At 39.5% G+C, this 21,284-nt stretch carries 21 protein-coding genes and 3 tRNA genes; 8 read left to right on the forward strand and 16 right to left on the reverse strand.

From position 1 onward, the window contains the following. Window positions 1-126 precede the first annotated feature (126 nt). Window positions 127-735 (forward strand): hypothetical protein, encoded by a 609-nt coding sequence (locus OXIME_RS05260; RefSeq protein WP_393970805.1) that lies wholly within the window; start codon window positions 127-129, stop codon window positions 733-735. A 148-nt stretch (window positions 736-883) separates the two neighbouring features. After that, the gene (locus OXIME_RS05265) at window positions 884-1,363 is read left to right on the forward strand and encodes a hypothetical protein (RefSeq protein ID WP_393970806.1); all 480 of its coding nucleotides are present in this window, start codon (window positions 884-886) and stop codon (window positions 1,361-1,363) included. Between the two features lie 48 nt (window positions 1,364-1,411). On the opposite strand, the gene OXIME_RS05270 is transcribed toward OXIME_RS05265, so the two are convergent. From OXIME_RS05270 to OXIME_RS05280, 3 genes are all read right to left on the reverse strand, one after another. Then, window positions 1,412-2,221: a DUF72 domain-containing protein gene (locus tag OXIME_RS05270; protein WP_393970807.1), complete on the reverse strand. Its 810-nt coding sequence runs from the start codon at window positions 2,219-2,221 to the stop codon at window positions 1,412-1,414. Window positions 2,222-2,705: 484 nt separating this feature from the next. Beyond that, a tRNA-Ser gene (locus tag OXIME_RS05275) sits at window positions 2,706-2,786 on the reverse strand. After that, the gene (locus OXIME_RS05280; protein WP_393970808.1) at window positions 2,787-2,948 is read right to left on the reverse strand and encodes a hypothetical protein; all 162 of its coding nucleotides are present in this window, start codon (window positions 2,946-2,948) and stop codon (window positions 2,787-2,789) included. Between the two features lie 120 nt (window positions 2,949-3,068). Between OXIME_RS05280 and OXIME_RS05285 the strand changes: the two genes are divergently transcribed. Beyond that, complete coding sequence (locus OXIME_RS05285) at window positions 3,069-4,271, forward strand: M20 family metallo-hydrolase (protein WP_393970809.1); 1,203 nt, start codon at window positions 3,069-3,071, stop codon at window positions 4,269-4,271. A gap of 1 nt (window position 4,272) precedes the next feature. Here OXIME_RS05285 and OXIME_RS05290 read toward each other — a convergent pair whose 3' ends face one another. The 5 genes from OXIME_RS05290 to OXIME_RS05310 form a co-directional block, all read right to left on the reverse strand. After that, window positions 4,273-4,791 (reverse strand): nicotinamide-nucleotide adenylyltransferase, encoded by a 519-nt coding sequence (locus tag OXIME_RS05290; RefSeq protein ID WP_393970810.1) that lies wholly within the window; start codon window positions 4,789-4,791, stop codon window positions 4,273-4,275. A gap of 16 nt (window positions 4,792-4,807) precedes the next feature. Then, the gene (ileS, locus tag OXIME_RS05295) at window positions 4,808-7,891 is read right to left on the reverse strand and encodes an isoleucine--tRNA ligase (protein ID WP_393970811.1); all 3,084 of its coding nucleotides are present in this window, start codon (window positions 7,889-7,891) and stop codon (window positions 4,808-4,810) included. 116 nt (window positions 7,892-8,007) lie between these two features. Continuing rightward, window positions 8,008-8,217, reverse strand: coding sequence for a hypothetical protein (locus tag OXIME_RS05300; RefSeq protein WP_393970812.1), 210 nt, complete (start codon window positions 8,215-8,217; stop codon window positions 8,008-8,010). A 92-nt stretch (window positions 8,218-8,309) separates the two neighbouring features. Next, window positions 8,310-9,293, reverse strand: coding sequence for a thiamine-phosphate kinase (gene thiL / locus OXIME_RS05305; RefSeq protein WP_393970813.1), 984 nt, complete (start codon window positions 9,291-9,293; stop codon window positions 8,310-8,312). Between the two features lie 37 nt (window positions 9,294-9,330). Next, entirely contained in the window at window positions 9,331-10,389 is a 1,059-nt protein-coding gene (locus tag OXIME_RS05310; protein WP_393970814.1) for an archaeosine biosynthesis radical SAM protein RaSEA, read from the reverse strand. Between the two features lie 95 nt (window positions 10,390-10,484). Between OXIME_RS05310 and OXIME_RS05315 the strand changes: the two genes are divergently transcribed. Then, window positions 10,485-11,630 carry a pyridoxal phosphate-dependent aminotransferase gene (locus OXIME_RS05315; RefSeq protein WP_393970815.1) on the forward strand — a complete coding sequence of 382 codons (1,146 nt, stop codon included), beginning with the start codon at window positions 10,485-10,487 and terminating at the stop codon, window positions 11,628-11,630. Between the two features lie 59 nt (window positions 11,631-11,689). Here the strand turns inward: OXIME_RS05315 and OXIME_RS05320 are convergent, their stop codons facing one another. Next, window positions 11,690-12,463: a hypothetical protein gene (locus tag OXIME_RS05320; RefSeq protein ID WP_393970816.1), complete on the reverse strand. Its 774-nt coding sequence runs from the start codon at window positions 12,461-12,463 to the stop codon at window positions 11,690-11,692. Window positions 12,464-12,552: 89 nt separating this feature from the next. Between OXIME_RS05320 and OXIME_RS05325 the strand changes: the two genes are divergently transcribed. After that, on the forward strand, window positions 12,553-13,737 hold the full coding sequence (locus tag OXIME_RS05325; protein ID WP_393970817.1) for an MFS transporter: 1,185 nt from the start codon (window positions 12,553-12,555) through the stop codon (window positions 13,735-13,737). Window positions 13,738-14,271: 534 nt separating this feature from the next. Here OXIME_RS05325 and OXIME_RS05330 read toward each other — a convergent pair. From OXIME_RS05330 to OXIME_RS05350, 5 genes are all read right to left on the reverse strand, one after another. Further along, a complete protein-coding gene (locus tag OXIME_RS05330) occupies window positions 14,272-14,487 on the reverse strand; it encodes a DUF167 domain-containing protein (RefSeq protein ID WP_393970818.1) in 216 nt (71 codons plus the stop codon). Between the two features lie 32 nt (window positions 14,488-14,519). Beyond that, window positions 14,520-15,614: a M24 family metallopeptidase gene (locus OXIME_RS05335; RefSeq protein WP_393970819.1), complete on the reverse strand. Its 1,095-nt coding sequence runs from the start codon at window positions 15,612-15,614 to the stop codon at window positions 14,520-14,522. Between the two features lie 15 nt (window positions 15,615-15,629). Then, the gene (locus OXIME_RS05340) at window positions 15,630-16,082 is read right to left on the reverse strand and encodes a hypothetical protein (protein ID WP_393970820.1); all 453 of its coding nucleotides are present in this window, start codon (window positions 16,080-16,082) and stop codon (window positions 15,630-15,632) included. Window positions 16,083-16,319: 237 nt separating this feature from the next. Continuing rightward, window positions 16,320-16,817 carry a GNAT family N-acetyltransferase gene (locus OXIME_RS05345; RefSeq protein ID WP_393970821.1) on the reverse strand — a complete coding sequence of 166 codons (498 nt, stop codon included), beginning with the start codon at window positions 16,815-16,817 and terminating at the stop codon, window positions 16,320-16,322. A gap of 1,177 nt (window positions 16,818-17,994) precedes the next feature. Further along, window positions 17,995-18,067 (reverse strand) — tRNA-Asp (locus OXIME_RS05350). A 129-nt stretch (window positions 18,068-18,196) separates the two neighbouring features. Between OXIME_RS05350 and OXIME_RS05355 the strand changes: the two genes are divergently transcribed. Continuing rightward, a tRNA-Thr gene (locus tag OXIME_RS05355) sits at window positions 18,197-18,268 on the forward strand. 114 nt (window positions 18,269-18,382) lie between these two features. On the opposite strand, the gene OXIME_RS05360 is transcribed toward OXIME_RS05355, so the two are convergent. Next, a complete protein-coding gene (locus OXIME_RS05360) occupies window positions 18,383-19,564 on the reverse strand; it encodes a DNA methyltransferase (RefSeq protein WP_393970822.1) in 1,182 nt (393 codons plus the stop codon). 115 nt (window positions 19,565-19,679) lie between these two features. On the opposite strand from OXIME_RS05360, the gene OXIME_RS05365 reads away from it, so the two are divergent. After that, window positions 19,680-20,198, forward strand: coding sequence for a DUF4382 domain-containing protein (locus OXIME_RS05365; protein WP_393970823.1), 519 nt, complete (start codon window positions 19,680-19,682; stop codon window positions 20,196-20,198). Between the two features lie 25 nt (window positions 20,199-20,223). Here the strand turns inward: OXIME_RS05365 and OXIME_RS05370 are convergent, their stop codons facing one another. Continuing rightward, window positions 20,224-20,925, reverse strand: a complete 702-nt coding sequence (locus OXIME_RS05370; protein WP_393970824.1) for a helix-turn-helix domain-containing protein — start codon at window positions 20,923-20,925, stop codon at window positions 20,224-20,226. A 65-nt stretch (window positions 20,926-20,990) separates the two neighbouring features. On the opposite strand from OXIME_RS05370, the gene OXIME_RS05375 reads away from it, so the two are divergent. Beyond that, on the forward strand, window positions 20,991-21,251 hold the full coding sequence (locus OXIME_RS05375) for a hypothetical protein (protein WP_393970825.1): 261 nt from the start codon (window positions 20,991-20,993) through the stop codon (window positions 21,249-21,251). Window positions 21,252-21,284: the final 33 nt, after the last annotated feature.

Raw genomic sequence — 21,284 nt, forward strand, 5'->3', positions numbered from 1 at the left:
AATTTTAACATGGACTTTTCAAAAATATAAAGTGTCATTTGCCGCATATTCAGGCGGTGATAATTAGATATAGAACAATCATTCAAAATCTTATTTAATACGTATTAATTACAACTTCATGTCCTTATGATTCGATTAATTATAGCGTTATATCTGATTCCCACAGTCGTCTTATTTGTATCAGTTATAGTTTATTTTGTAATTAAAATGGGACTTAACAGCTACTTTGACAATATGAAATACAAAGTAGACAAACTGGGTGAAATACTTAGAATTTCTTTCACTAAAGAGCTACTTAGATTTTTTTCCAACAGTAATGCCAGCGACACAGCACAGATACTCAGCGAAAACATGGCAAATCGAAAGATTGACAATGTTTCAACATTAACAACAACTTCACTCAATGCAATGAGGGATGTAAATCAGCTTTATCGTAAGATGAAGGATTCCTTTGAACCCGATCTGAACTATTCACGGATAAAGCAATCGTTTCAACTGCTCACGCGAATTGTAATTGTCTATGGACTTTCAATCTCGTTTCTCATGTACCTGCTTGTTGTGTTCATATCAATTAATTCTGCAGATAATTACGGCAAGGATTTTGCCCTGATAATACTTGGTGGAACTGTTATATTTTCCATGATTCTTGTTATGATCATTCTGGACATAATGAAATACACAAACAGGATAGAGAAAATAATTTCAAAGGAAAATGAAGAATGGATGAAACTGTAATGCCTCGGTCTTCATATATCGCTGAAATATTACAATAAATCTGAGATCATAGAATCTAACCTAATTTCATGTTCCTTAGAGAAAATTTGGATTTATTATAGAGACGTGGCTGAGTCAACTTATTTATACCTTTTTGAATTGGAGATACATGGAAAAAGATTTGAAATTCCCTACTTTTGAATGCATGATATCCAACACAGTGGAACAGTATGATTCCGATGTTGAAATGTACTTCATCAAAAACCAGGAACTATCTACAAGGCTTGCTGAATTGAGATTTTCCGATCCTGAATTCAAGGAAAATTACGAGAAAATGCTGAATTATCTTAAAGAACTCTCCCATTCTATAGTATACAAAACGGAACCTCCAACCCACCAGTTCCTCATAGATCTGTGCATGGGACCTGAAGATGAAGGGGACACACTGAAATTACTTATGGAATCAAAAGATAGGGTTGTACCCCAATTAATCAGATCTTCCCTGATAGTAAGGGAGATGATGTTCTGGTTTGTCAGGATGTCAAAAATTCCTTCATTTTCAGAGGGGTTCACAGTGGACAGGTTTCAGGGATTTTCATTTCTCAGGCTGGCCCTTGTTTATCGTGCACTGAAGATAAATGGAAACTGAGTTAAGGATCATTCCTCTTTATTTTAGTTTTTAATAATTCTGTCAATTTTAGAAAAGTCTCTTCTGGTTATCGGGCAATGATGTTTTAAGCAGTGTTGCCCACTCCACCTCTTCCATACCCATGGCTTTCCTGAAAATATTCACTGTTGCAGGACTGAAACCCTGATAGTGGTTATTGGCGAAAATAAAGGAATTTTCAATTTCATTCTCTTTACTTTTTAGTTCTTCAGCCCATTTTAATATGCTTTCGTACCGATCTATTCTAAGTTTTCCAAAGTCATGGCTATCAATTGATCTATCTCCTACTAGCCTGAGATAAATAAAGTCTGATGTTATTATGGTGGGCACTTTTGCCATTGGAATATCAGACCATACCATGGCAATCCTATTTTTCTCTAACTCCATGAAAACATCCTCCCTGAACCAGGAATTGTCCCTGAACTCAATTGCAAATCTGATGCTTTCAGGAAGCATCTTTATAAAATTCCTGAGTGCACAGAAGTTCTTGCTATATGTGGCTGCAGCAGGCAACTGAACCAAAACCGGCCCGAGCTTATTACCAAGAAATTCTATGGGGTAAAGAAAATCTGCAATTTTATTATGATCCACGTTAAGACCATTTTTGTGAGTTATCTCCCCGGGAAATTTTGGTGAAAACAGGAAATTATCAGGGGTAGAATCCCTCCATTTGATAACCGTAACTTTCTCAGGAACTCTGTAGAAAGTAGAATCTATCTCGACTGCATGAAATACTCTGGAATATAGCTTTAAGAAATCATTTGAAGAGGAACCCTTTGGATAGAAAGGTCCAACCCATGACGAATAACTCCAACCGGAACAACCCGTTCTGATTTTCATGATGCACTTCCGACAAAACTATGGAAGAGAGATCTCTATGATACTGTTCTCTTCTGCATATTTAAGCAATAGATAATCCTTGGCAATAATTTTAAAATTCAACTCCTCGAAATCATTCTGGATCAGATTTGCTAAAGAGTTATTGATCAAATACGGGGTATTTCAAAAAGTTCTTCTATAAAAGTAAAAACGAGAAGTAAGGTGTATACATTCCAATCTTCCACTTGTAAAGTTAAAGGTTATGGAATATGATGAGTGCACAGATAAGAGGTGGCTAAACAGCATGGGTATCTAGCAGCCTATCTTTAGGTCTAATATGAATGAAAATTAAATAGAAAGTGGGAAGATGGTGGGCATGAAATTGGCCTGATACATGGAATGAAGAAGCGGCAAAGGAAGTTTAATTCATCTTTGGAGATCTCTATTCATGATGGGAAAAAAGTGAACACATTTTGAATACATGCTTGAACTCATCTAGATATAGCGCGGGGAGAGGGATTCGAACCCTCGCTCTCATAGAGAAACAGCTTAGCAGGCTGCCGCCGTACCGCTGGGCCATCCCCGCCTAAGAACTGAATCTATCCTGGAGATCGTTAGCGACCTGTTCCAGAACTTCTTCAAAATCCTCATTCTCCAGAGTCATAACTTCTCCTGTAGGCAAAAAAATCTTAGCGTAATACATTTCTCCGTCCTTAGAGATTTCTACCTCTGCCAGTTTGTCTCCCATAATATCAAACCGTAAATTGCTGCCGGTATATTATATTTTCATAAAATTTTCATTACCAGTTGCCTGTTATTCGGTAACAGCAAATCGATAAATTATTCTTTTATGGCAACATTATTCACCATGATCAATACGGAAGAGAAAAGCGTGGACAACGATTTTGTGATAGAAGTTGCCAGGAGATTAATCCCCATAAAATCCATATCTCCTGAATCCGGAGGAGATGGAGAATCGAGGAGAGCGGAGGAAATATGCAGGATTCTTGATGAACTTGGCTATTCAGATTATAAAAAATATGAGACAACTGACAAACACAACATAGTGAGGCCAAGTGTAATTCTCAAGGTAGGAAACTGTAAAAAAACACTATGGTTAATATCCCATATAGACACAGTTCCGGAAGGTGATTTGAGTCTCTGGAAATATAAACCTTTTGAGGCCACAGTTGAAGGCAACAGAATATATGGAAGGGGGTCTTCGGATGATGGCCAGGCAGTTTTCCTTTCTCTTTTGATCTTGAAAAACCTAAAAAAAGAGAAACTGAAGTACAATCTTGGACTGGCTTTCGTGGCAGATGAGGAGGTTGGAAGTAAATACGGAATAAGCTTCCTTCTTGAAAAGGACATATTTAAGAGAGATGACCTTTTCATTGTCCCGGATGCCGGAACAGAAGATGGCCTCGAAATAGAAATAGCTGAGAAAAGTATTCTCTGGATTAAATTCAGGACAATGGGGAAACAGTATCATGCCAGTATGCCTGCTGAGGCAATAAATGCAAACAGAGAGACCATGAAATTCATACTTCAGCTGGATGAGATGCTTCATTCTAAATATACTGACACATCTGATATCTTCAATCCACCTTATTCCACCTTTGAACCTACAAAACATGAAAAGAATGTTGACAATGTGAACACAATTCCAGGTGTAGAGGTTCAGTATGTGGACTGCAGGATTTTGCCAAAATACCATCTGGATCAGGTTATAAAAGACATAGAAGCCCTCATAGATAATTTCAACAAAACAAGCAAGGCTAAGGTTTCATACGAACTGTTCCAGAAAGAACAGGCCCCGAATCCAACAGACGAAAATTCAACGGTTGTCATGGAACTTAAGGAGGCCATAAGAAAGGTCAAGGGAAAAGATCCTAGAGTCGTAGGAATAGGAGGGGGGACATGTGCCGCCTTCTTTAGAAGGAGAGGCATGGATGCAGCCGTATGGAGCACAACCATGGAGAATGTTGCTCACCAGCCCGATGAATATTGCATCATTGATCATATACTGGTAGATCAGAAGGTCATTGAAGAAATGATCTATTCCCCTTAGATCATGCGTCTTCATCAGTTTTTGCAAGATCCCGGATTCTATTTACTCCGTCGATCTCATTTATTATTTCTGCAACACTTTTAGGCACATCTTTTTTCCAGTCTTGGCCATTTATCATCTTTTCCCTGATCCTGGTACCTGACCAGGATTCCCTGTTTATAAGTCCCATTGAAGTGACCTCGTATCCTTTTTCCAAAAAAAGTCTCCTGACAAGTGAATTGTTGGTATAAACTCGGTTAAATCTAGGCGTCAGCGATTCAACGTGAGCCACCCATAGGGGATTGGAATTGACATCCTCAATTGGGACCAGATAATAATCATAGAGGCCCTCCTTCTCAAGTGTTGTGGTGATCATAAGGTGCCTTTCTCCTGCAGTGAATGGATCCTTAAGAGTGTGAGAGTACTGAGCACTCCCTATTCCTATTATAACGGATGAATTCTCTTTCAGGATGGATCTGATCACTTCCAGATGACCATTATGAAATGGCTGAAATCTCCCAACAACAAATGCTCTTGCCATAGCTGATTCCAACCCTTCAGACTCTCCTTATTGATATCCTTACCCTTTCACCGTCTATGTCCCATTCCTTTCCGAATTCAATGCTGCCTGTTGTAATTTTTGAGGAAAGGGTCTCGCTGCTGATCATTTCCCTGTAGTACTTCAGACTGAGATCCTGCCGTTCGCCGGGGGATATGACTGTTTCAATTCTTGCATCATATGATAGATCTGCCTCTTTCCTCATAACCTGTATCCTTCTTATGATTTCCCTTGCAAATCCTTCTGCTTCAAGCTTTTCATCCAGATTTAGATTTATGAACACCTCTGTGCCAGACCTGTCATCCTTTGCATACGCATAGCCATTTTTTGGGATTTCTTTTATTTTCAGCAAATCACCGCTTAAAACTTCTCCATCAACCTTAACCCATCCATCTCTGAGAAACTCCTCCACGAATTTTTCCCCGTTCTCAACCACATTCTTCACGCTGTTTGTCTTTCCCCTGAGTATTGGTGCAGCCTTCTGAAGAACCAGTTCCAGTTTCATATCCATAGGCCTCTCCTTCTCGCTTATGAATTTCACCTCTCTAGCATTCATCTCCGGCTTAAGTATCTCCAGCACTTCTCTGTCCATTTCCTGCGTAGACCTTATGAGAATCTCTTTCAATGGCTGCCTGTTCTTTATGTTGCTATCCTGCCTGGATCTTCTAACCAGTTCCAGTGATATATATGCGTTTTCAAGAGACTTCTCAAGTTCCAGATCTATAAACGAATCGTTTGACTCTGGATAACACTGGAGATGTATGCTCTCTCCATTATTAAAAATCTTTCTGTACATATAATCCGAATAGAATGGAGCGATGGGAGCAAGCATCTTCAGAATCATATCCATAGAAAATACCAGTGTGGAATATGCAGCCTTTTTTTCCTGGTTGAAATCATCAGACCAGAATCTCTTCCTTGAGATCCTAAGGTAAAGGTTTGAAAACCTGTCGATAAGATCTTCTATGTCTCTTAGTGCCAGATGAATATCGAAGCTTTCCATGTTTTTCACTACAGACTGGATTGTAGAATTCACCTTTGACAGAAGCCATCTGTCAAGCATATTTCTGGATTCAATTAAGCCAGTATATCTGTATCCGTCCAAGTTTGCGTTTGAAGCGAAGAAAGAATATATATTTGAAATTGTTCCCAGAATTTTTCTTGAAGTATCTCTTATGAATTTTTTGTCAAGCATCTTTGGTTTCCATGGAGCCCCCTGGAAAAAGAACAGCCTTGCCGGATCTGCCCCGAATTCCCTTATAAGATCAAGAGCAAATACTGAATTCCCCTTACTCTTGCTCATTTTCCGCCCCTGTTCATCAAGTATGAAGTCTATTGTGAATGCATTTCGGTATGCATTTTTGCCAAATAGAAGGGATGATATTACATGCATGGTGTAAAACCACCCCCTTGTCTGATCTATTGCTTCTGTTATAAAATCCACTGGAACTGAAGCATCCGGATCAAATTCATGGTTAAATGGGTAGTGCTCGGCTGCGTAGGGTGAACTGCCGGAATCAAACCATGTATCAATTACATAGGGTTCCCTCTTCATGCCTAAACCGCAAATGTTGCATTTTATCACAACATCATCTATGAATGGTCTGTGCAGATCCTCAGGTACTTTTCCCCCCATTTTGACTATTTCTTCCCTGCTTCCAACGGCGTATTTGTGCCCATTTTCGCATACCCAGATTGGGAGTGGAGTGCCCCAGTAGCGGTTTCGGCTCAAAGCCCAATCTTTGGCCTCAGCAAGAAAGTTGCCAAACCTTCCGTCCTTCAGAAAAGGAGGAATCCAGTTTATCTTCTGGTTGTTTTCCATGAGCAGTTGGCGAATTGTTGAAACTCTTATGAACCAGGTATCCAGTGGATAATATAGGAGGGGAGACCCGCATCTGTAGCAGAATGGGTAGGTATGCAGAATTTTTTCGTTTTTAAGAAGAAGCCCTTTGCCCTTAAGGTATTTCATTATCTCCACATCTGCGTCTTTCACGAACATGCCATCCCATGGCATGCCTGGAGATGCAAACCTTCCCTGGAGATTTACAGGATTGAGAATACTTACACCAAATTTTTTCCCTATTTCAAAGTCATCGGCACCGAAGGCAGGGGATGTATGGACTATTCCAGTCCCATCATCCAGTGTGACATGACTTCCGGTGACCACCATCATTGTACCTTCAGGTTTTTCCAGAAAATCCATAAGCTGGTGATACTTGCGTCCATTGAGTTCTGACCCTTTAAAGGTGCTGATCACTCTGATATCCTTTCCCAATACCTTTTCAGCCAGTTTGCTTGCTATATAATACTGGTCTCCCTGGAATTCTACAAGTGAATATTCAAAATCCGGATTGACAGCAAGGAACTCGTTTGCAGGCAGAGTCCATGGGGTTGTAGTCCATGCAAGGAAGTAACGGTTGGTTGTCCCGAATTCTTTGAACTTAACATATACTGATGGGTCCCTTACCTCTTCGTACCCCTGTGAGACCTCATGTGAGCTCAGTGATGTCTCACATCTGGGGCAGTATGGGACTATCTTGTAGTCCTTTACAAGTAACCCTTTTTGGAACATGGACTTCATTGCCCACCATTCGCTCTCAATGTAATCGTTCCTCATGGTGACATAGGCATTACTGTGATTGATCCAGAAACCAAGGAGATCATCCACCTGAGTCCATTCTTCGATGTATCTAAAAATGCTCTCCCTGCAGTAGTCGTTGAACTTTTCAATTCCAAATTCTTCTATCTCCTTCTTTGTCTTGAAGCCGAAATGTTTCTCCGCTTCAAGCTCAACAGGAAGTCCGTGGCAGTCCCAACCTGCATTACGCCTCTGTATTGAAAAACCCTTCATGAATTTGTATCTTATCACTGTATCTTTTACAGTCCTGGTCATTGCGTGTCCAGCATGAGGGCGCCCATTTGCTGTTGGAGGCCCCTCGAGAAAAATGAAATTACTCCCCCCTTTTGAAGAGTTCAAAGCGAGGTCAATGAGACCCTCGGATTTCCATAATTTCAGTACTTCCTCTGTTATTGCAAAATATGATCTGTTTGGATCCACCGGTCCGTAAATGTTTTCAGTCATGGTACCATACTTTAATTTTCCCTAAGGTACAGTTTATATATATTGTTTATCAGAAAACATATGAATAATAATGGAATCGAGCCAGGTTAATTTTAAAAAATTTCTGAAACCAAGGATTAGGAATGCAAAAGTTTCCTTATTGAGTGCCGTTTACCATACTTTCTCATGTACTTAATCATGAATTTCCTTTCCATCTTTGTCAGCCATTCCTGGTAATAATCATAGAGTTCTGGACTGTTTTTCCTGATCTCCATAATTCCAATTCTTTCTCTGTGCAGCTTTTCTATAGTTTCAAGCAGGTTTTCCTTTTTAGATGTAAATTCCATTTCAACCCTGAACCTAATAAAAATTCACAGGGCAAGTATTTTTTCCATAAAGAATAAAATGAGAAAATGAGCTTAAACCTGCTAAAAACAACTTATTCTATCCTCCCAAGTTTTGGTTTTGGAGAAAAATGCTCATATCCCGGATCATCTATTATATGCCATTTATCACCGTCAAACATCATGTTTTCACCTTCCCATGTGTCCCCTATATATGATACCTGGACTTTGTTTGATTCCATCGCATCTTTGAAATCGCGGTAATCAGAGTTGTCAATTGTGAAAAGAAGCTCATAGTCACCCCCGAATCTGCACATGACATCTGCAGGAGTGGCGCCGGAAAGGTCTGCAGCTTTTTTTACATGGGAGTCGGGTGGAAGTTCGTCCTCCACTATCCTCAATCCTATGCCGTAGTCTTTTTTCATCTGGCCTATGGATGAGTAAAGGCCATCGGAAAGGTCCATCATGAACTTCCCCCCATATTCGGCTATGAGAGATGCCTCCTTTATTCTTGGCCTGATGTCATACATAAGTTTCAGCGCCAGTTCTTTTCTGTATGAAGATCTGTAGAAAATGTATCCTGAAGCTGCCTTTCCCATTTTGTTTGTGGTGCAGAGTACCTGGTTTTTCCTTATCCTTGAACGATAGAGGGTTCTCTTTGGTTTCTGGTATCCCATTACAAAGCCTGTAGCCTCAAAATAAGTCCCTTCCTTTGTATCCCCTCCGTCAAGCCTTGTTTTGTATGACCTTAAAATTCTGGTAAGCCCGGAAACAAATTCCTCCAGAAATGAATACTGGTAATCGTCCGGAACCTGCAGGGAAAGGAGGAAAGAATCTGGTTCTCCAGCCATAGCAGCAATATCGCTCAGGTTTATTGCAGCCAGGAATGACCCCATGGTTTCAGGGGTAACTTCAGGAAAGAAATGTGTGGGGAGCGAGACACTATCCGTAGATATCAGTATATTCTGACCTTTTAATTTTATAACCGCGCAGTCATCCTTCTCCTGCTTTATCCCCGATGACAAGAATATCCTGTCTATTATTTTCCTTTCTCCAAGATCCTTTAATTTCAATCCCATGCAATAACCTTCCAATACAAATGACCAGGGACGCAACCTAAACCGTCATGGAGGCTGCACCAAGCCTGTCAACCATCCTGTCTAGATCCTGCTGAAAAACCATGCTGTCCTCTAGACAGAGGTCGTTAAAATATGAACTCTTGTCTGAATTGTTGTAAAATGTTTCCAGATCACTGAAATCCTGCGTAAGTGAAGCACTGAATATGAGGTTGAGAAGTTCAATGGAATCCTCCTGGTTATGTGCCCCTCTGATCTTGTTTCCACCTGTGGGGTAGGAAATCACCTGCGTGCCCATATTCCTGCTCTCCAGAAGTATTCTAGCAATGCTCCAGAGTCTGGGGGGACGGTATAGGCCTTTTTTCCACAACTTCTCAACCATTGTGTTTTTCTGTATATTCATTGGATTAATAGACACATCATCTGTTAAGTTTGAAACATCCTTTATTGATCTAATCATGTCCTCTACAGATGCTTTCTCCGATACAAAAGGAGGCTTGAGAAGCAGATATGTCCTGAGTTCAAGCCCAAGATCTTTCAATACTCTGGCAGATTCAACAAATTTAGCAAATGTGGAACCTTTGTTTATGGATTCCCGAACGATTGTGTCGTTGGAACTCTCCAGCCCAATTGCTATTCTGATATCAACGCCATAATTCTTGATGCCAGAAAGATTCCTGGCATTGATATATTCCGTCCTTGATTCCACAAGCAGCTTGTCAAGGTTAGCCTCTGCTTTTTCCATGAAGTAATCCCTGACCCCAATGGGTACTTCAAGCGGGTCAAGAAAACTTCCGGAAGTAAATACTTTCAGTATCCTGGTTTCTCCCAGCGACCTGAATGCGTAATCAACCTGTTTGTACAGGTCTTCCTCCTTTATGCTGCTTGATACATCGTTAAAATAGCCACACATGGAACATGATGAGAAATTGTACCATGAACAGCCTTTTGTCCTGAAAATGACAACACTGGTGGGCTCAGGATATCCTCTCAACCGATCCATCTCCTTCCACATTGACACTGGACTGTTGGGATCACTGGCTGATTCTCTGTTTGGCATCAACTTCTTGATCTGTTTTGCGTATTCTCTGTTGATCATTATCCATCCAATATCTTTGCCATGTTTTTAAACATGATTGGATCTGTCTGAGATTTGCTGTCAAGTTTTATTAATACCTTTATTAATCCATAATCATGGTATCTTCAAGACTCAGTGCAATATCAGAATCGAAAACAGTGGCCTCCAGCAACAAAGCTGCTGAAATGGCAAGGAACGGAAAAAAAATTTACAATTTTGGGATCGGTGAGCCGGATTTTACAACTCCTGAAAACATCATCGACGCCGGATTTCAGTGGGCAAAGAAGGGGAAAACACACTATACATCCTCAATGGGGATCCCGGAATTGAGGGAGGCTATTTCAGCAAAGTTCAAAAAGTTCAATGGAATCCAAGCGGATCCAAAGAACATACTGGTAACACCAACCAAATTCTCCATAAACCTTGCACTGATGTCAATCCTGGAATTCGGTGATGAGGTTATTCTCCCGGAGCCCTATTATGTTTCTTATCCAGATATTGTAAGGCTTGCCGGTGGAAAGGTCATACCTATAGGTACAGATGAAAATTATGATTTTGATTTTGACGCAATGGGGAAGGTTGTGAATCCAAGAACCAGGGCAATTGTATTCAGCAATCCTACCAATCCAACAGGAAAAGTTTACACAGAGAAGATGATTAGGGAACTTTCTGACTTTGTACTTGAGAACAATCTTTACCTGGTTTCAGATGAGATATATGAAGATATAATATTTGAGGGAAGGCCCTTTTCTCCTGCATCTATTCCCGATATGAAAGATCACACAATAACAGTTAGCGGTTTCTCCAAAAGCCACGCCATGACGGGATGGAGAATTGGCTATATGACCGGTCCTGCCGATATTATCCAGGCTTCAAACAAGATCCAGCAGCAGACCATTACCTGTGCCGCATCAATTTCCCAGTATGCTGCTCTTGAGGCACTCGTGGATGAAAAGAGCCCTGCGGTAATGAGAGAGAAATTCAGGGAAAGAAGGGATCTTATTTATAAACTTATTACAGAAGGTGGTCAGCTTGAAGTGAGAAAACCTGAAGGTGCCTTCTACATTTTTCCTGGGTATGAAGGAAAGGATTCTGAAACAGTCTCTTCCCATCTTCTGGATGAGGAAGGTGTTGTTGTAACCCCTGGATCAGCTTTCGGAGAACAGGGTGAGAAACATCTTAGGATATCATTTGCCACCTCTGATGAGACTATTAGGGAAGGAGTGGAAAGGATCAACAGTTATTTCAGAAAACAGAAATGACATGCAAAAACTATTTAGATAATTTATCTAGAAACCTTTTCGAAATGTATGGATGGATGTCATAGAGAGTGGGCCAGCATCATTCCGAAATAAACCTCCACATAAGCGTAGTCCAAATGCATCTTTTTTCCTGATTCCTGCAGGATTCCATGCATAACCATCAGATTCCAGAAGCTGTCCGGTTTTCCCGTATCCACAATCATCTGATCTATTCTGTAAAGATCATCAAATGATCCTGTTTGAAAGCAGTGTTTCACAACCTCCTCATATTTCTCTGCATTGGGAGAGTACCCGTACGGACCTTTTTCCGAATGTGTGTGAGCCTGGTCTGCACTGATAATAATGCTCACTTTCTTTTCATACTCACCGGCAACTCTGCACAGGGTCCTCCCGAAATTCACCAGTTTATCCCGGTCTCCGATTCTAGACTGCCCTACGAGGACAATGTTTCTCTGGCGAAAGAAGTATAGAGGTATGCTGGACCCAAAATCCAATGGGAATGTGGAGAGATCTCCAGAATATGTCACGAATTTGAGTTCCTCTGTTATGTCAGGCGCAGATTTTATGAGGTTTTCCGTTAGCACTCTTTCATTTTTAGCATTGAAATACAGATATTTGTCTTTTAACGGAGTATTTGCCTGGAAATTTTCCGTATTCACAACAGCTATGTTTTTTGACAGGTTTACTCCGTGTGGTGAAAGTACAACCAGAACGTCTGAAGTGTCATTTTCCGCAAGATCCCTCAGTTTTTCACTCAAAACCCTGCTTTCCTGATTGGGCAGGTCAATAATCTCATCACCATGAGGCGTCATATATACTCTGTTAAGAACCATTTTATCTGATTTTCAACATGGATATATGCCTTTAGGATCAATCCTGCGCTAATAATCTATATTCACAAGTAATTCGTGGCTGTACATATATGATGAAAAGTTTTGATTCAAAACAGAGACTTCTTCTTGGATCCATTGGTTTCATTGAATTCCTGAGGATTCTCGGTATTTTTCTCATACTTCCCACATTTACACTCTACGGGGAAAAGTTTTCTTCATCTCCCCTCTTGATAGGTGCAGCACTTGGCGCCTACGGAATTGCCATGGCACTATTCCAGACACTTTTTGGAAACCTTTCCGACAGGTTTGGAAGGAAAAAGATCATTGCAATCGGTACTATTCCCTTTATTGTTGGAAATCTCCTCTGCTGGTCCCCTTCAAACATAATAGGGCTCATTGCAGGCAGGTTCATTTCTGGATCAGGAGCCATAAGCTCCACTGGCTTTGCCTTTGTCCAGGAATCTGTTCCTGTACAGAAAAGGAATCTTGCAATGGCAGTCATAGGCATACCTATAGGCATTGCCTCAGTTTTCGGTATCCTCATAGGGCCAGTTATAAGCCAGATATTCGGCAGCTCTTTCATTTTTCTTCTTTCAGCAATCCTTGGTGTTGCGTCACTTGTTCCACTTATAAAGGTAAAGGAGGAGAAAAAACCTTATGAAATAAAATCCCGCCAGAAGGCCACAGTGTCCACTCTCTTAATGGGTGGGATAGGATTCACTGCCTCTTTTCTGGTAATGGTGGTATTCTTTTTCCTCCCGCTATACATATCGAATACAATTGGAATCTCCCGCTACTATACGGTGTTGTTACCTACGCTGCTTGTAGGTGGAATCATAGGTTTATCCTTATCAAGGTTGGGTGACAGAGGGAAGTCAGTTATGGCTTCCTTTATAACACTGGTTCTCTTCCTTTCTTCTGTATTCCTCCTTTTTTATTTGCCGGTTACTACGGGAATTAGATTACTGTTCTATATTGGCCTGACACTTTTCTTTGCAGGTTATGCATTATTTGAGATCGTTTTCATTACGCTGGTTACAAAGCTCTCCCCTTCCGGAAGTTATGGATCAAATATTGGAATATACAGCACACTTCAATACATTGGTGAATTTTTGGGAGGTGCCGTTGGTGGAACGCTTCTTTCCCTTACCCTGACACCAGCAACAACGTTCAGAACTTCTCTCTTGCTTGCCCTGCTGGTGCTTATTTCCATAGGACTGCTTTATTCTGCCACGAGACAGATTGGCAAAGATGACAGAATTTTCACACCTTAATTAACTTATTTCCCCTTACAGTCACTTTCCACCATATTTATTATGTGCAGATCACCGTTATTCAGGAAAATGTATGGTGGTTGATCTGCCTGAATGGCAAATGCTGTATACTCCATTACGCTGCGTTTCTCAGAAAGATTTCCATGCCAGTTTCTTTCTTATATCTTATATATCTTATATCTTATATTATAAAATAGTGTGTAGGAATAATGCCTGACAATATGGATATAGTCTAAGATGGGAGGTTTTATACATTATTTCAACCATTATTAGCAATAAGGAAGACGAAAAATGAACCTTCGGTAGAAACATTGACCATAAGTTTACGGCACATGTGTTAAGAAAGCTTCTTGGACAATGTAGTCTGTGAACTAAAGGCACATAGTTAAATTTCCCGCCTTCAGTGACAGATCAACCTGATTGATAAATTACAATATCAAAGGGGATAAAAATATAGTGGTAAATAACAGATTAAATTCAGAAATCTGTATATTTGTGCAAATTTTTATTCCAGGCATTTCTTTCAGTATATCTTTATAAATCGATTTCAACTATTTTGTTTTTTGATCTCTGACCGGATATTATCCTTATGCATGTAAAGGGAACCTGATAATATTTTGAAATCTGTCTCTTGACATCAATGTTCGCCCTGTTATTCTCCCTGGGCTCCATGGTATGTACTCTTATAAATCCCTCTTCTTCGCTAATTCCACCTTTTCCATGAGAAACTTTTACATTTATGGATTTCATTTATATAACTCCATAAAAAATTACGCTTCCAATTAGATAATGAAGAGGTCTTTCTTCAGTTTGTTGAAGGAAACGCAGGTGGAACCATCGAAATAGTTTGTGTCCTCTATCCTCACTCCACCTTTGCCAGGAATATATATGCCTGGTTCTACTGTAAACACCGAGTTTTTCATGACCATGTGGGTGTTCTTTGGCACAAGATATGGTTCCTCATGAACAGAAATACCCAGTCCGTGCCCCAGTCTGTGTATAAAGCGATCTCCATACCCAGCAGTATCTATTACTGATCTGGCCATTGCATCCATGGATGAATAGGTGGTCTGTGGGTCAATTTTCTTTTCTACTTTCTGATTTGCTTGCTTGACAGCTTCGTAAATATTCATCATTTCTTCTCCTGGATTCCCAAAGAAAAATGTTCTTGTTGTATCTGAGGCATACCCCATGTATCTGCCTCCGAAGTCTATGACAACTGAATCTCCCTTTACCAGTTTTGTCCCATCTGGACTGTGGTGGGGTAATGCAGCGTTTTTTCCAAAACTTACTATGGAGGAAAAAGCGGGAGAATCAAGTCCATTTTCCTGCATCTCCTCTTCCAGTATTGTGGAGAATTTCTTCTCAGTGATTCCCTCATTAATCTCTCCAATAGAATTCTGAAGTGATCTCTCAGATCTTCTTACCGCCTCCCTTATTGCAGCAAGTTCACCCTCATCCTTTTCTATTCTTAAACTGTTCATTATTTGATCTGCGTCTGATTCAAGGCCATTGATGTATTTTCTCATTGCTTTGTAATGAAAATATGGAAGATTTCCCTCAATTGCAGTATTTTTGCTGTTTTTAAGCATTTGGCCTGCCAACATATAAGGGTCTGTATCATCGCCCCAGGAAATTATATCCCTTACCCAGGTTTCCTCAAGAATCTGTTCTTTCATCAATTCCGGACATATTACTTTCACAGAATCCTTTTCCAATATGAGAAGGGCAATTCTTTCCATGGATTCTGTCTCCAATCCGGTGAGGTAAAAAAAGTTTGGACCTGGGGGAATTAGCATGAAATCAACTCCCCCCTGTTCCATGGACCTCATTACCCTATCTACTCTTGATCTATAAACGGATTCTTTAAAATACATTGAAACCATTTTTTCTCATGCTATGTAAGATGTACTCTCTGTATCAAATCTACTTATTATTTTAAGTACTGATCCATCCCCACCCTGCAGTGAGAGCAGATCCGGATACTGTTTCCAGATATCGCCTGTGCTCATTATCACTGCGGGGTGGTTACCAGCAAAGGTATGCTTCGCAACAAATGCAGTCATCTGCCTTGCCTGGAACTCGTCTATGTAGCCTACTGAATGGAGATACTCATGAGTGAGAATTGTGTAGACAAATGAGTTGAATTCCCTGGTACTTGTAGTCAACATTGACATTGCCTTAACAAGCACCTCATTCATCACTATGTAATTGCCACCCACCTGCCAGAATGCCCCAAGAGTTACAGGGAGATTTGAAAGTGCCAGTCCAAGACCTGAACGCTCTTTTCCCAAAACTGCCTTGACAGATCTCTTCACCACAGAAAAAATTCTGTCGTAATCCATGACACTGTCCAGAGAATCTTCAGCTGAATTGATTTGATTATTAAATTGATCTGGGAAATCTGAATTTTTAGAGCTTGACACAATAGGATTTAGTACTCTGCCACCCTTTTCAAAATCCCCATTTTTTGAAAGAAAATTTATTGTAATACACTTCACCTTGAATAATCATTATTAAGTTCTATTTATTCGTTTTGAGTTACAGGCTCGATTGAATTGCGCAAAAAGGTGCTAACAGATTCAATGGTTGTTGATATACTTGTGCATATAAACAATATTCCCCCAGTACTGGTCATATTCCTCTTTTCCGGTTTTCACATACCCCATACTGGTGTAATAATCCACAAGAGATGAAACTGCATCTATTATTATCTCCTTAACACCAAGAGAACTGGCAATATTATTTTCAGCGATCCTAAGTAATTCATTTCCAACACCTGAACTCGCTTTTCCAGACTGAAAATTTCTTGAAAGCATTTCTATCATCATTTTATCAGGTTGTGATTTGCCAGGAATAAACCTCAGAAGGATTATTCCATCAAGGTAGCCAAAAGAACCTTCTTTCACCAATACCAGCGTGTCAGATTCCAGACTCCACTGATAGAAGTAGCCCGGGTTATAGCCTCTCATTTTTACATCATGGCTTGAGAATGGTTTATTCACATCGTCTTTCCTTATCTGCCTGAAACCCTTGGGAAGGCTTATGTTTCGTGACTCTGTGAATTTGATAACTGGCATGAACCAATATTGATTTTTTCTATTTTAGACAATGCCAACTTTTAGTTGATATCTGCTGATTTGTTTCCAGGGGCAGTTTCTTATTATTTATTTCCAATGTTCCCCTTTATGGTTTGTTGTCAGCTTCACATATAACTTCATTTTTAAATTCTTACACTTATCAACTATTTTTTGATAATGTCAAAAGGGTGGAAAAATAAATAGAAACGTAATAATGGAAATAATTATATCTAGATCCGAAAATATGTCAGTAAATTATCATAAACCTATTTTATGTATCCCCTCTCCGACGTAACCTTCATTTTTTCACTTTTTTAGGCTCCATAGATCCGAACACAGATTTCTGAACATACAATATTACGATGAAAGGATTTTCGGAAGCTTTCTCCTGAAACCTTTATCTGTTTTTCTTGGCTTTCTCAAATTTAAATTTTATCATTTTTCTGCCCATGTTTTTCACCACTTGGAAATCTCCAGCATGGTTGTCCTCACTTATTTTTATTAAGGCCCAAAATTATTTGATGGAACAGATCCCTTGTGATCTCTCTGAATGCCAATATTTTACTAATAATATTCATTGATCCATCACCATGATATTTTTATTTTCTGAAGGAAGAACTCCTCTTTTTCCATAGCCAGATCCCATCAATTTGCTTCATCTTTTCATTTTTTATTCTCTTTTCACGTTTAATGATACTGTACTTTCTTGGAGGGCATGATTTATCGATAAATCTTATAACGATTCATCTCTCAGCCTTCGATATAGAAATTATATTTTTCGGTAAGATAAAATCACATGTTATCGTTACAATACGTTACAATAATTGTTGCATTTTCAAACTTACTTCAAGGTCAAAAAGTCAAGGCTTACAAATCTAGTGTTCACAACCTCATTTGGTTCTTCCATGCCCCTATGAAGACCTCTGGCATAAGGTCTACCAGATTTCTGCCGCAAATGAAATAATATTCTCTGCCCTTAATGCCAGTTCCTTTTATGCAATGTTTCTTAATGAAAATGTCCTTGATTAGAAGACATAAGATTAATGATGAGGCATGAGAAATTTGACACAACAAAGATGTGCATAAAGAGATTTGACAAAAAAGCAATTTCCAGTGCCCGCAAAAAAGAGATAACATTTTTGGGGTTTCAGATCAGCTAACCACATTAAGTATGAAACGCCTCGGCCGGGATTTGAACCCGAGTCACGGGCTCGACAGGCCCGTATGATAGGCCACTACACTACCGAGGCATTTTATAGCGAATTGTGTTGGTTTATTTAAATTTATCAGACATTTTCAGAATATTCATATTCTTACCTTTTTATTCCCTCAGGGATTCAACAAGTATTTTTTATGACTGAGTGTTATGGTAGGTTAATGCCACTGTGGCTTAGGGGCATAGCGGCTGATTCGTAATCAGCAGGTCGGGGGTTCAATTCCCTCCAGTGGCTCTTTCAGAATATTCAAAACTCCTAATGTGCAAAGGAAGCAAAGATTAAGAATGCGAGGATGATCTGTTTATGAAAGAGATTTATTGGATCATAAGAACCTTTCTTTCAACATTTCTAATTTCTTCTTCCAGCAGTTCTATTCTTCCTGAAAAGAAATATATATTCATGCTTAAATACATAGAAGCCTCCAACTAATGCCCTGTACCTCCAGAGATCTTCCTGTACTCTCTTTCCTTTAGTGGCATTGAAATTTTTAACAACTATTGATTTAAGGCTGTACCCTCTTTTCATAACTTCATTCATTGCATAGAATCCAAGGGGTATCCATTCTCCCTTTGCATATTTGTCTCCCATCACCAGAACAAGATATCGTCCTTTGTCCAGTATTTTATAGGTATTTTCTACTATGTTTCCAAACATATGAAGAAAATTTTCCACAGATTTTGCCCCAGAGAGATCATTGCTGTCCTCACTGAATTTTATAATATCCCAGTAGGGAGGGTGCATGATTATCAACTGTACTGAACCAATACCTCTTCTCTTTAGTTCCAATAAAATATCAGGATTTCCGCTGTCGCCAACCAGTATTTCCCTACTGGATCCATTTTCTGATCCATCCTTTTCTATATTTGCCCTGGCTATATCAGCTACTTTAGCAGAAAGTTCGATGCCTACTCCATTCCTTTCAAGCCTCATACACTCCATGAGAGTGGTCCCGCTTCCAAGAAATGGATCAAGAACCCACTCATTCTTCTTTGTGTATCTCCTGATAAACTGATTTGGTATCTGTGGAATGAAATTGCCCCAGTAACCGGCATTGTGGTTGCCAGATTTGTCTCTCCGGTCAAAGATCCACAAGCTGTCGGTAAGAATGTCATCATATTCTTTCCACTTGTTCAGGTTAAGGTCGTTAATCTTTCCCCATCGAACCTCCGTTATTCCCCTTTTAAGTCTCTTTATATAATATTTTGATCTTTCAATAGTGATGGAATCCCTGATCTGCATTAACTGAGAAACCAGAGATTCCTTACTCATAACCATGGGTTCTTCTGATCCTCCTGTCAGGATGAGATTTTCCTCGGTTAATCCATCAAGATCCCCAATCAACAGGTTGGATTTTTCAACAATACTATTAAGATGGTTTGCAGAAAGCATTTCGTTCAAAGCATTTATTAGATAATTCCTGTCCATAACATTTTTGTCAGTGTCTTTTATTGATCCTTTAACAATAGATATGTTCTTCTTCTTGCTTTGATTCATGCTTTTGGTCGAAAAATCCCCCTGTTTATTTCCCACCTATTTTACGCTCCCCTTCTAATGATCCCGCAGGACATCCTGTGTAACATTATAATTTTTCATATAACTTGGAATCTGCAAAAGGTTTTAGGAGTGGTTTGAATTCCTCTAAATAGTGAAGATAGTTCAGATAGCTGCTTTTCTGGCAGTGGTTCTTGTCATAGTAGGGTTTGTTGCATACAGCTACTATGAGATAGAAAACAGCAATGGCCAAGTTGACGTTTCAATAAACAGCTCTAATACAAGCTCTAATTACAGTGCAAAGTCTCTTAATATAACAATAACAGCAATTGATCTGAGAAGTTCAAACTACTCTTTATGGACAAACTATTCCACAGGATCTGTACATATTGATCTTTTGGATTACATAACGCCACATAAATATTCCTTTGGAAACATTTCCCTTATTGAAGGGGACTATACGATGATAAGATTAAACATAACTTCGGCAACAGCAGTAGTGAATGAAACTCCTGTGCATATAAATCTTAATAGAAAATATGCTGAAGTTGCAGGAAATTTCGACATACCAGCCAGGACAACCACATATTTTAACCTGGAATTTCTCCTTGATGGAAATTTTAATATGACATCAGACACCTTTAATCCAGATATTCAGGTTTTGAACCTGTGATCCACTATTAGGAAAACTGTTTACATCATTTATTATTTGTCTCCTGTTGCTTCCTGAAAAGAGAGATATACGGCTTTAGTGAATGAAGTATCTTTGTTTTGGCCTTGTTGAGGTGTTCCTCCATTGTTGATTCTGAGAGGTGGTATCTTCCTGCAAGCTCCTGAATTGTGACTCTTTTTGGAATTGAATAGTAACCAGAATATAGAGCGTCAGTGAAATATGTTATCTGTTTGGCCGTCATATTCTCAAAAAGCGAGGATATGGATATTGTGTATGTATCTCTCAAAGAATTGGGGGAAAACGTACTTTTCTTTAAGATTTCAGCATCTCCTATTTTAACAAGATTCTCGTATAAGGAACTTAAGTACTCGTCCCTGATGGATATCACATGTAGGTATTCCCTCCCTTTTTTATATTCCACTGGGGCCTGCCATAGGCAATTGCTTGATTCCGCCATCCTGATGGTGGAGTTTTCTATGCTGCACCTGCAGGCAAGCATAACTGTAAGCTGAGGGCCGTTCCTTAACTTGTAAATCGCAGTTGTGTGGAGTATGTTCTCAATCTCTGGAATAAGGTTTAAAATTTTTTCTATATCGGAGTTCTGTCCGTAAAATTCCAGGTAATCAATGCTGGAATTGCACCAGCGGTAAAACGTTACATCTGGAAATTTTTCAGATACCGCGCAGAAGGGATAAGAGTTTTTTAATAAGAATTCAACCTCATACATTATAACCCATCCAGACCGGTTATAAATATATATCTTGCCATTTGATATGTAATTGGTGATAAAACATGGTAAACGTAATTGTTGAACACAGATGGAGAGAACATAATAAAGATGAGGCTTTCAAAGTAGTGGGAAGCATAGTAGATATGGCAAAAAACAGCAAGCTTCCGGAAGGGTTTACTCTGAAATCAATAAACGTAATAGGCGAGGAAAACCGTGCAGTATGCAACTGGGAAGTCCCCAGCGCAAACGACATGAAGGACCTGCTTAAGAAGGTAAATCCTCCAACAAAGCATGAAGTCTTTGAAGCACAGAAATTATTTTAATGTTATTTTTTAGTAATCTATATTTTATATTTT

The organism is Oxyplasma meridianum (assembly GCF_038024865.1).
GTDB lineage: Archaea > Thermoplasmatota > Thermoplasmata > Thermoplasmatales > Thermoplasmataceae > Oxyplasma > Oxyplasma meridianum.

What these genes read in the sequence shown, in the direction of transcription:
- OXIME_RS05260 (WP_393970805.1), top strand. Translation starts at nt 127, where the DNA reads ATGATTCGATTAATTATAGCGTTATATCTGATTCCCACAGTCGTCTTA.
- OXIME_RS05265 (WP_393970806.1), top strand. Translation starts at nt 884, where the DNA reads ATGGAAAAAGATTTGAAATTCCCTACTTTTGAATGCATGATATCCAAC.
- OXIME_RS05270 (WP_393970807.1), bottom strand. Translation starts at nt 2,221, where the DNA reads ATGAAAATCAGAACGGGTTGTTCCGGTTGGAGTTATTCGTCATGGGTT.
- OXIME_RS05280 (WP_393970808.1), bottom strand. Translation starts at nt 2,948, where the DNA reads ATGGGAGACAAACTGGCAGAGGTAGAAATCTCTAAGGACGGAGAAATG.
- OXIME_RS05285 (WP_393970809.1), top strand. Translation starts at nt 3,069, where the DNA reads ATGATCAATACGGAAGAGAAAAGCGTGGACAACGATTTTGTGATAGAA.
- OXIME_RS05290 (WP_393970810.1), bottom strand. Translation starts at nt 4,791, where the DNA reads ATGGCAAGAGCATTTGTTGTTGGGAGATTTCAGCCATTTCATAATGGT.
- ileS (WP_393970811.1), bottom strand. Translation starts at nt 7,891, where the DNA reads ATGACTGAAAACATTTACGGACCGGTGGATCCAAACAGATCATATTTT.
- OXIME_RS05300 (WP_393970812.1), bottom strand. Translation starts at nt 8,217, where the DNA reads ATGGAATTTACATCTAAAAAGGAAAACCTGCTTGAAACTATAGAAAAG.
- thiL (WP_393970813.1), bottom strand. Translation starts at nt 9,293, where the DNA reads ATGGGATTGAAATTAAAGGATCTTGGAGAAAGGAAAATAATAGACAGG.
- OXIME_RS05310 (WP_393970814.1), bottom strand. Translation starts at nt 10,389, where the DNA reads ATGATCAACAGAGAATACGCAAAACAGATCAAGAAGTTGATGCCAAAC.
- OXIME_RS05315 (WP_393970815.1), top strand. Translation starts at nt 10,485, where the DNA reads ATGGTATCTTCAAGACTCAGTGCAATATCAGAATCGAAAACAGTGGCC.
- OXIME_RS05320 (WP_393970816.1), bottom strand. Translation starts at nt 12,463, where the DNA reads ATGGTTCTTAACAGAGTATATATGACGCCTCATGGTGATGAGATTATT.
- OXIME_RS05325 (WP_393970817.1), top strand. Translation starts at nt 12,553, where the DNA reads ATGATGAAAAGTTTTGATTCAAAACAGAGACTTCTTCTTGGATCCATT.
- OXIME_RS05330 (WP_393970818.1), bottom strand. Translation starts at nt 14,487, where the DNA reads ATGAAATCCATAAATGTAAAAGTTTCTCATGGAAAAGGTGGAATTAGC.
- OXIME_RS05335 (WP_393970819.1), bottom strand. Translation starts at nt 15,614, where the DNA reads ATGTATTTTAAAGAATCCGTTTATAGATCAAGAGTAGATAGGGTAATG.
- OXIME_RS05340 (WP_393970820.1), bottom strand. Translation starts at nt 16,082, where the DNA reads ATGGATTACGACAGAATTTTTTCTGTGGTGAAGAGATCTGTCAAGGCA.
- OXIME_RS05345 (WP_393970821.1), bottom strand. Translation starts at nt 16,817, where the DNA reads ATGCCAGTTATCAAATTCACAGAGTCACGAAACATAAGCCTTCCCAAG.
- OXIME_RS05370 (WP_393970824.1), bottom strand. Translation starts at nt 20,925, where the DNA reads ATGTATGAGGTTGAATTCTTATTAAAAAACTCTTATCCCTTCTGCGCG.
- OXIME_RS05375 (WP_393970825.1), top strand. Translation starts at nt 20,991, where the DNA reads ATGGTAAACGTAATTGTTGAACACAGATGGAGAGAACATAATAAAGAT.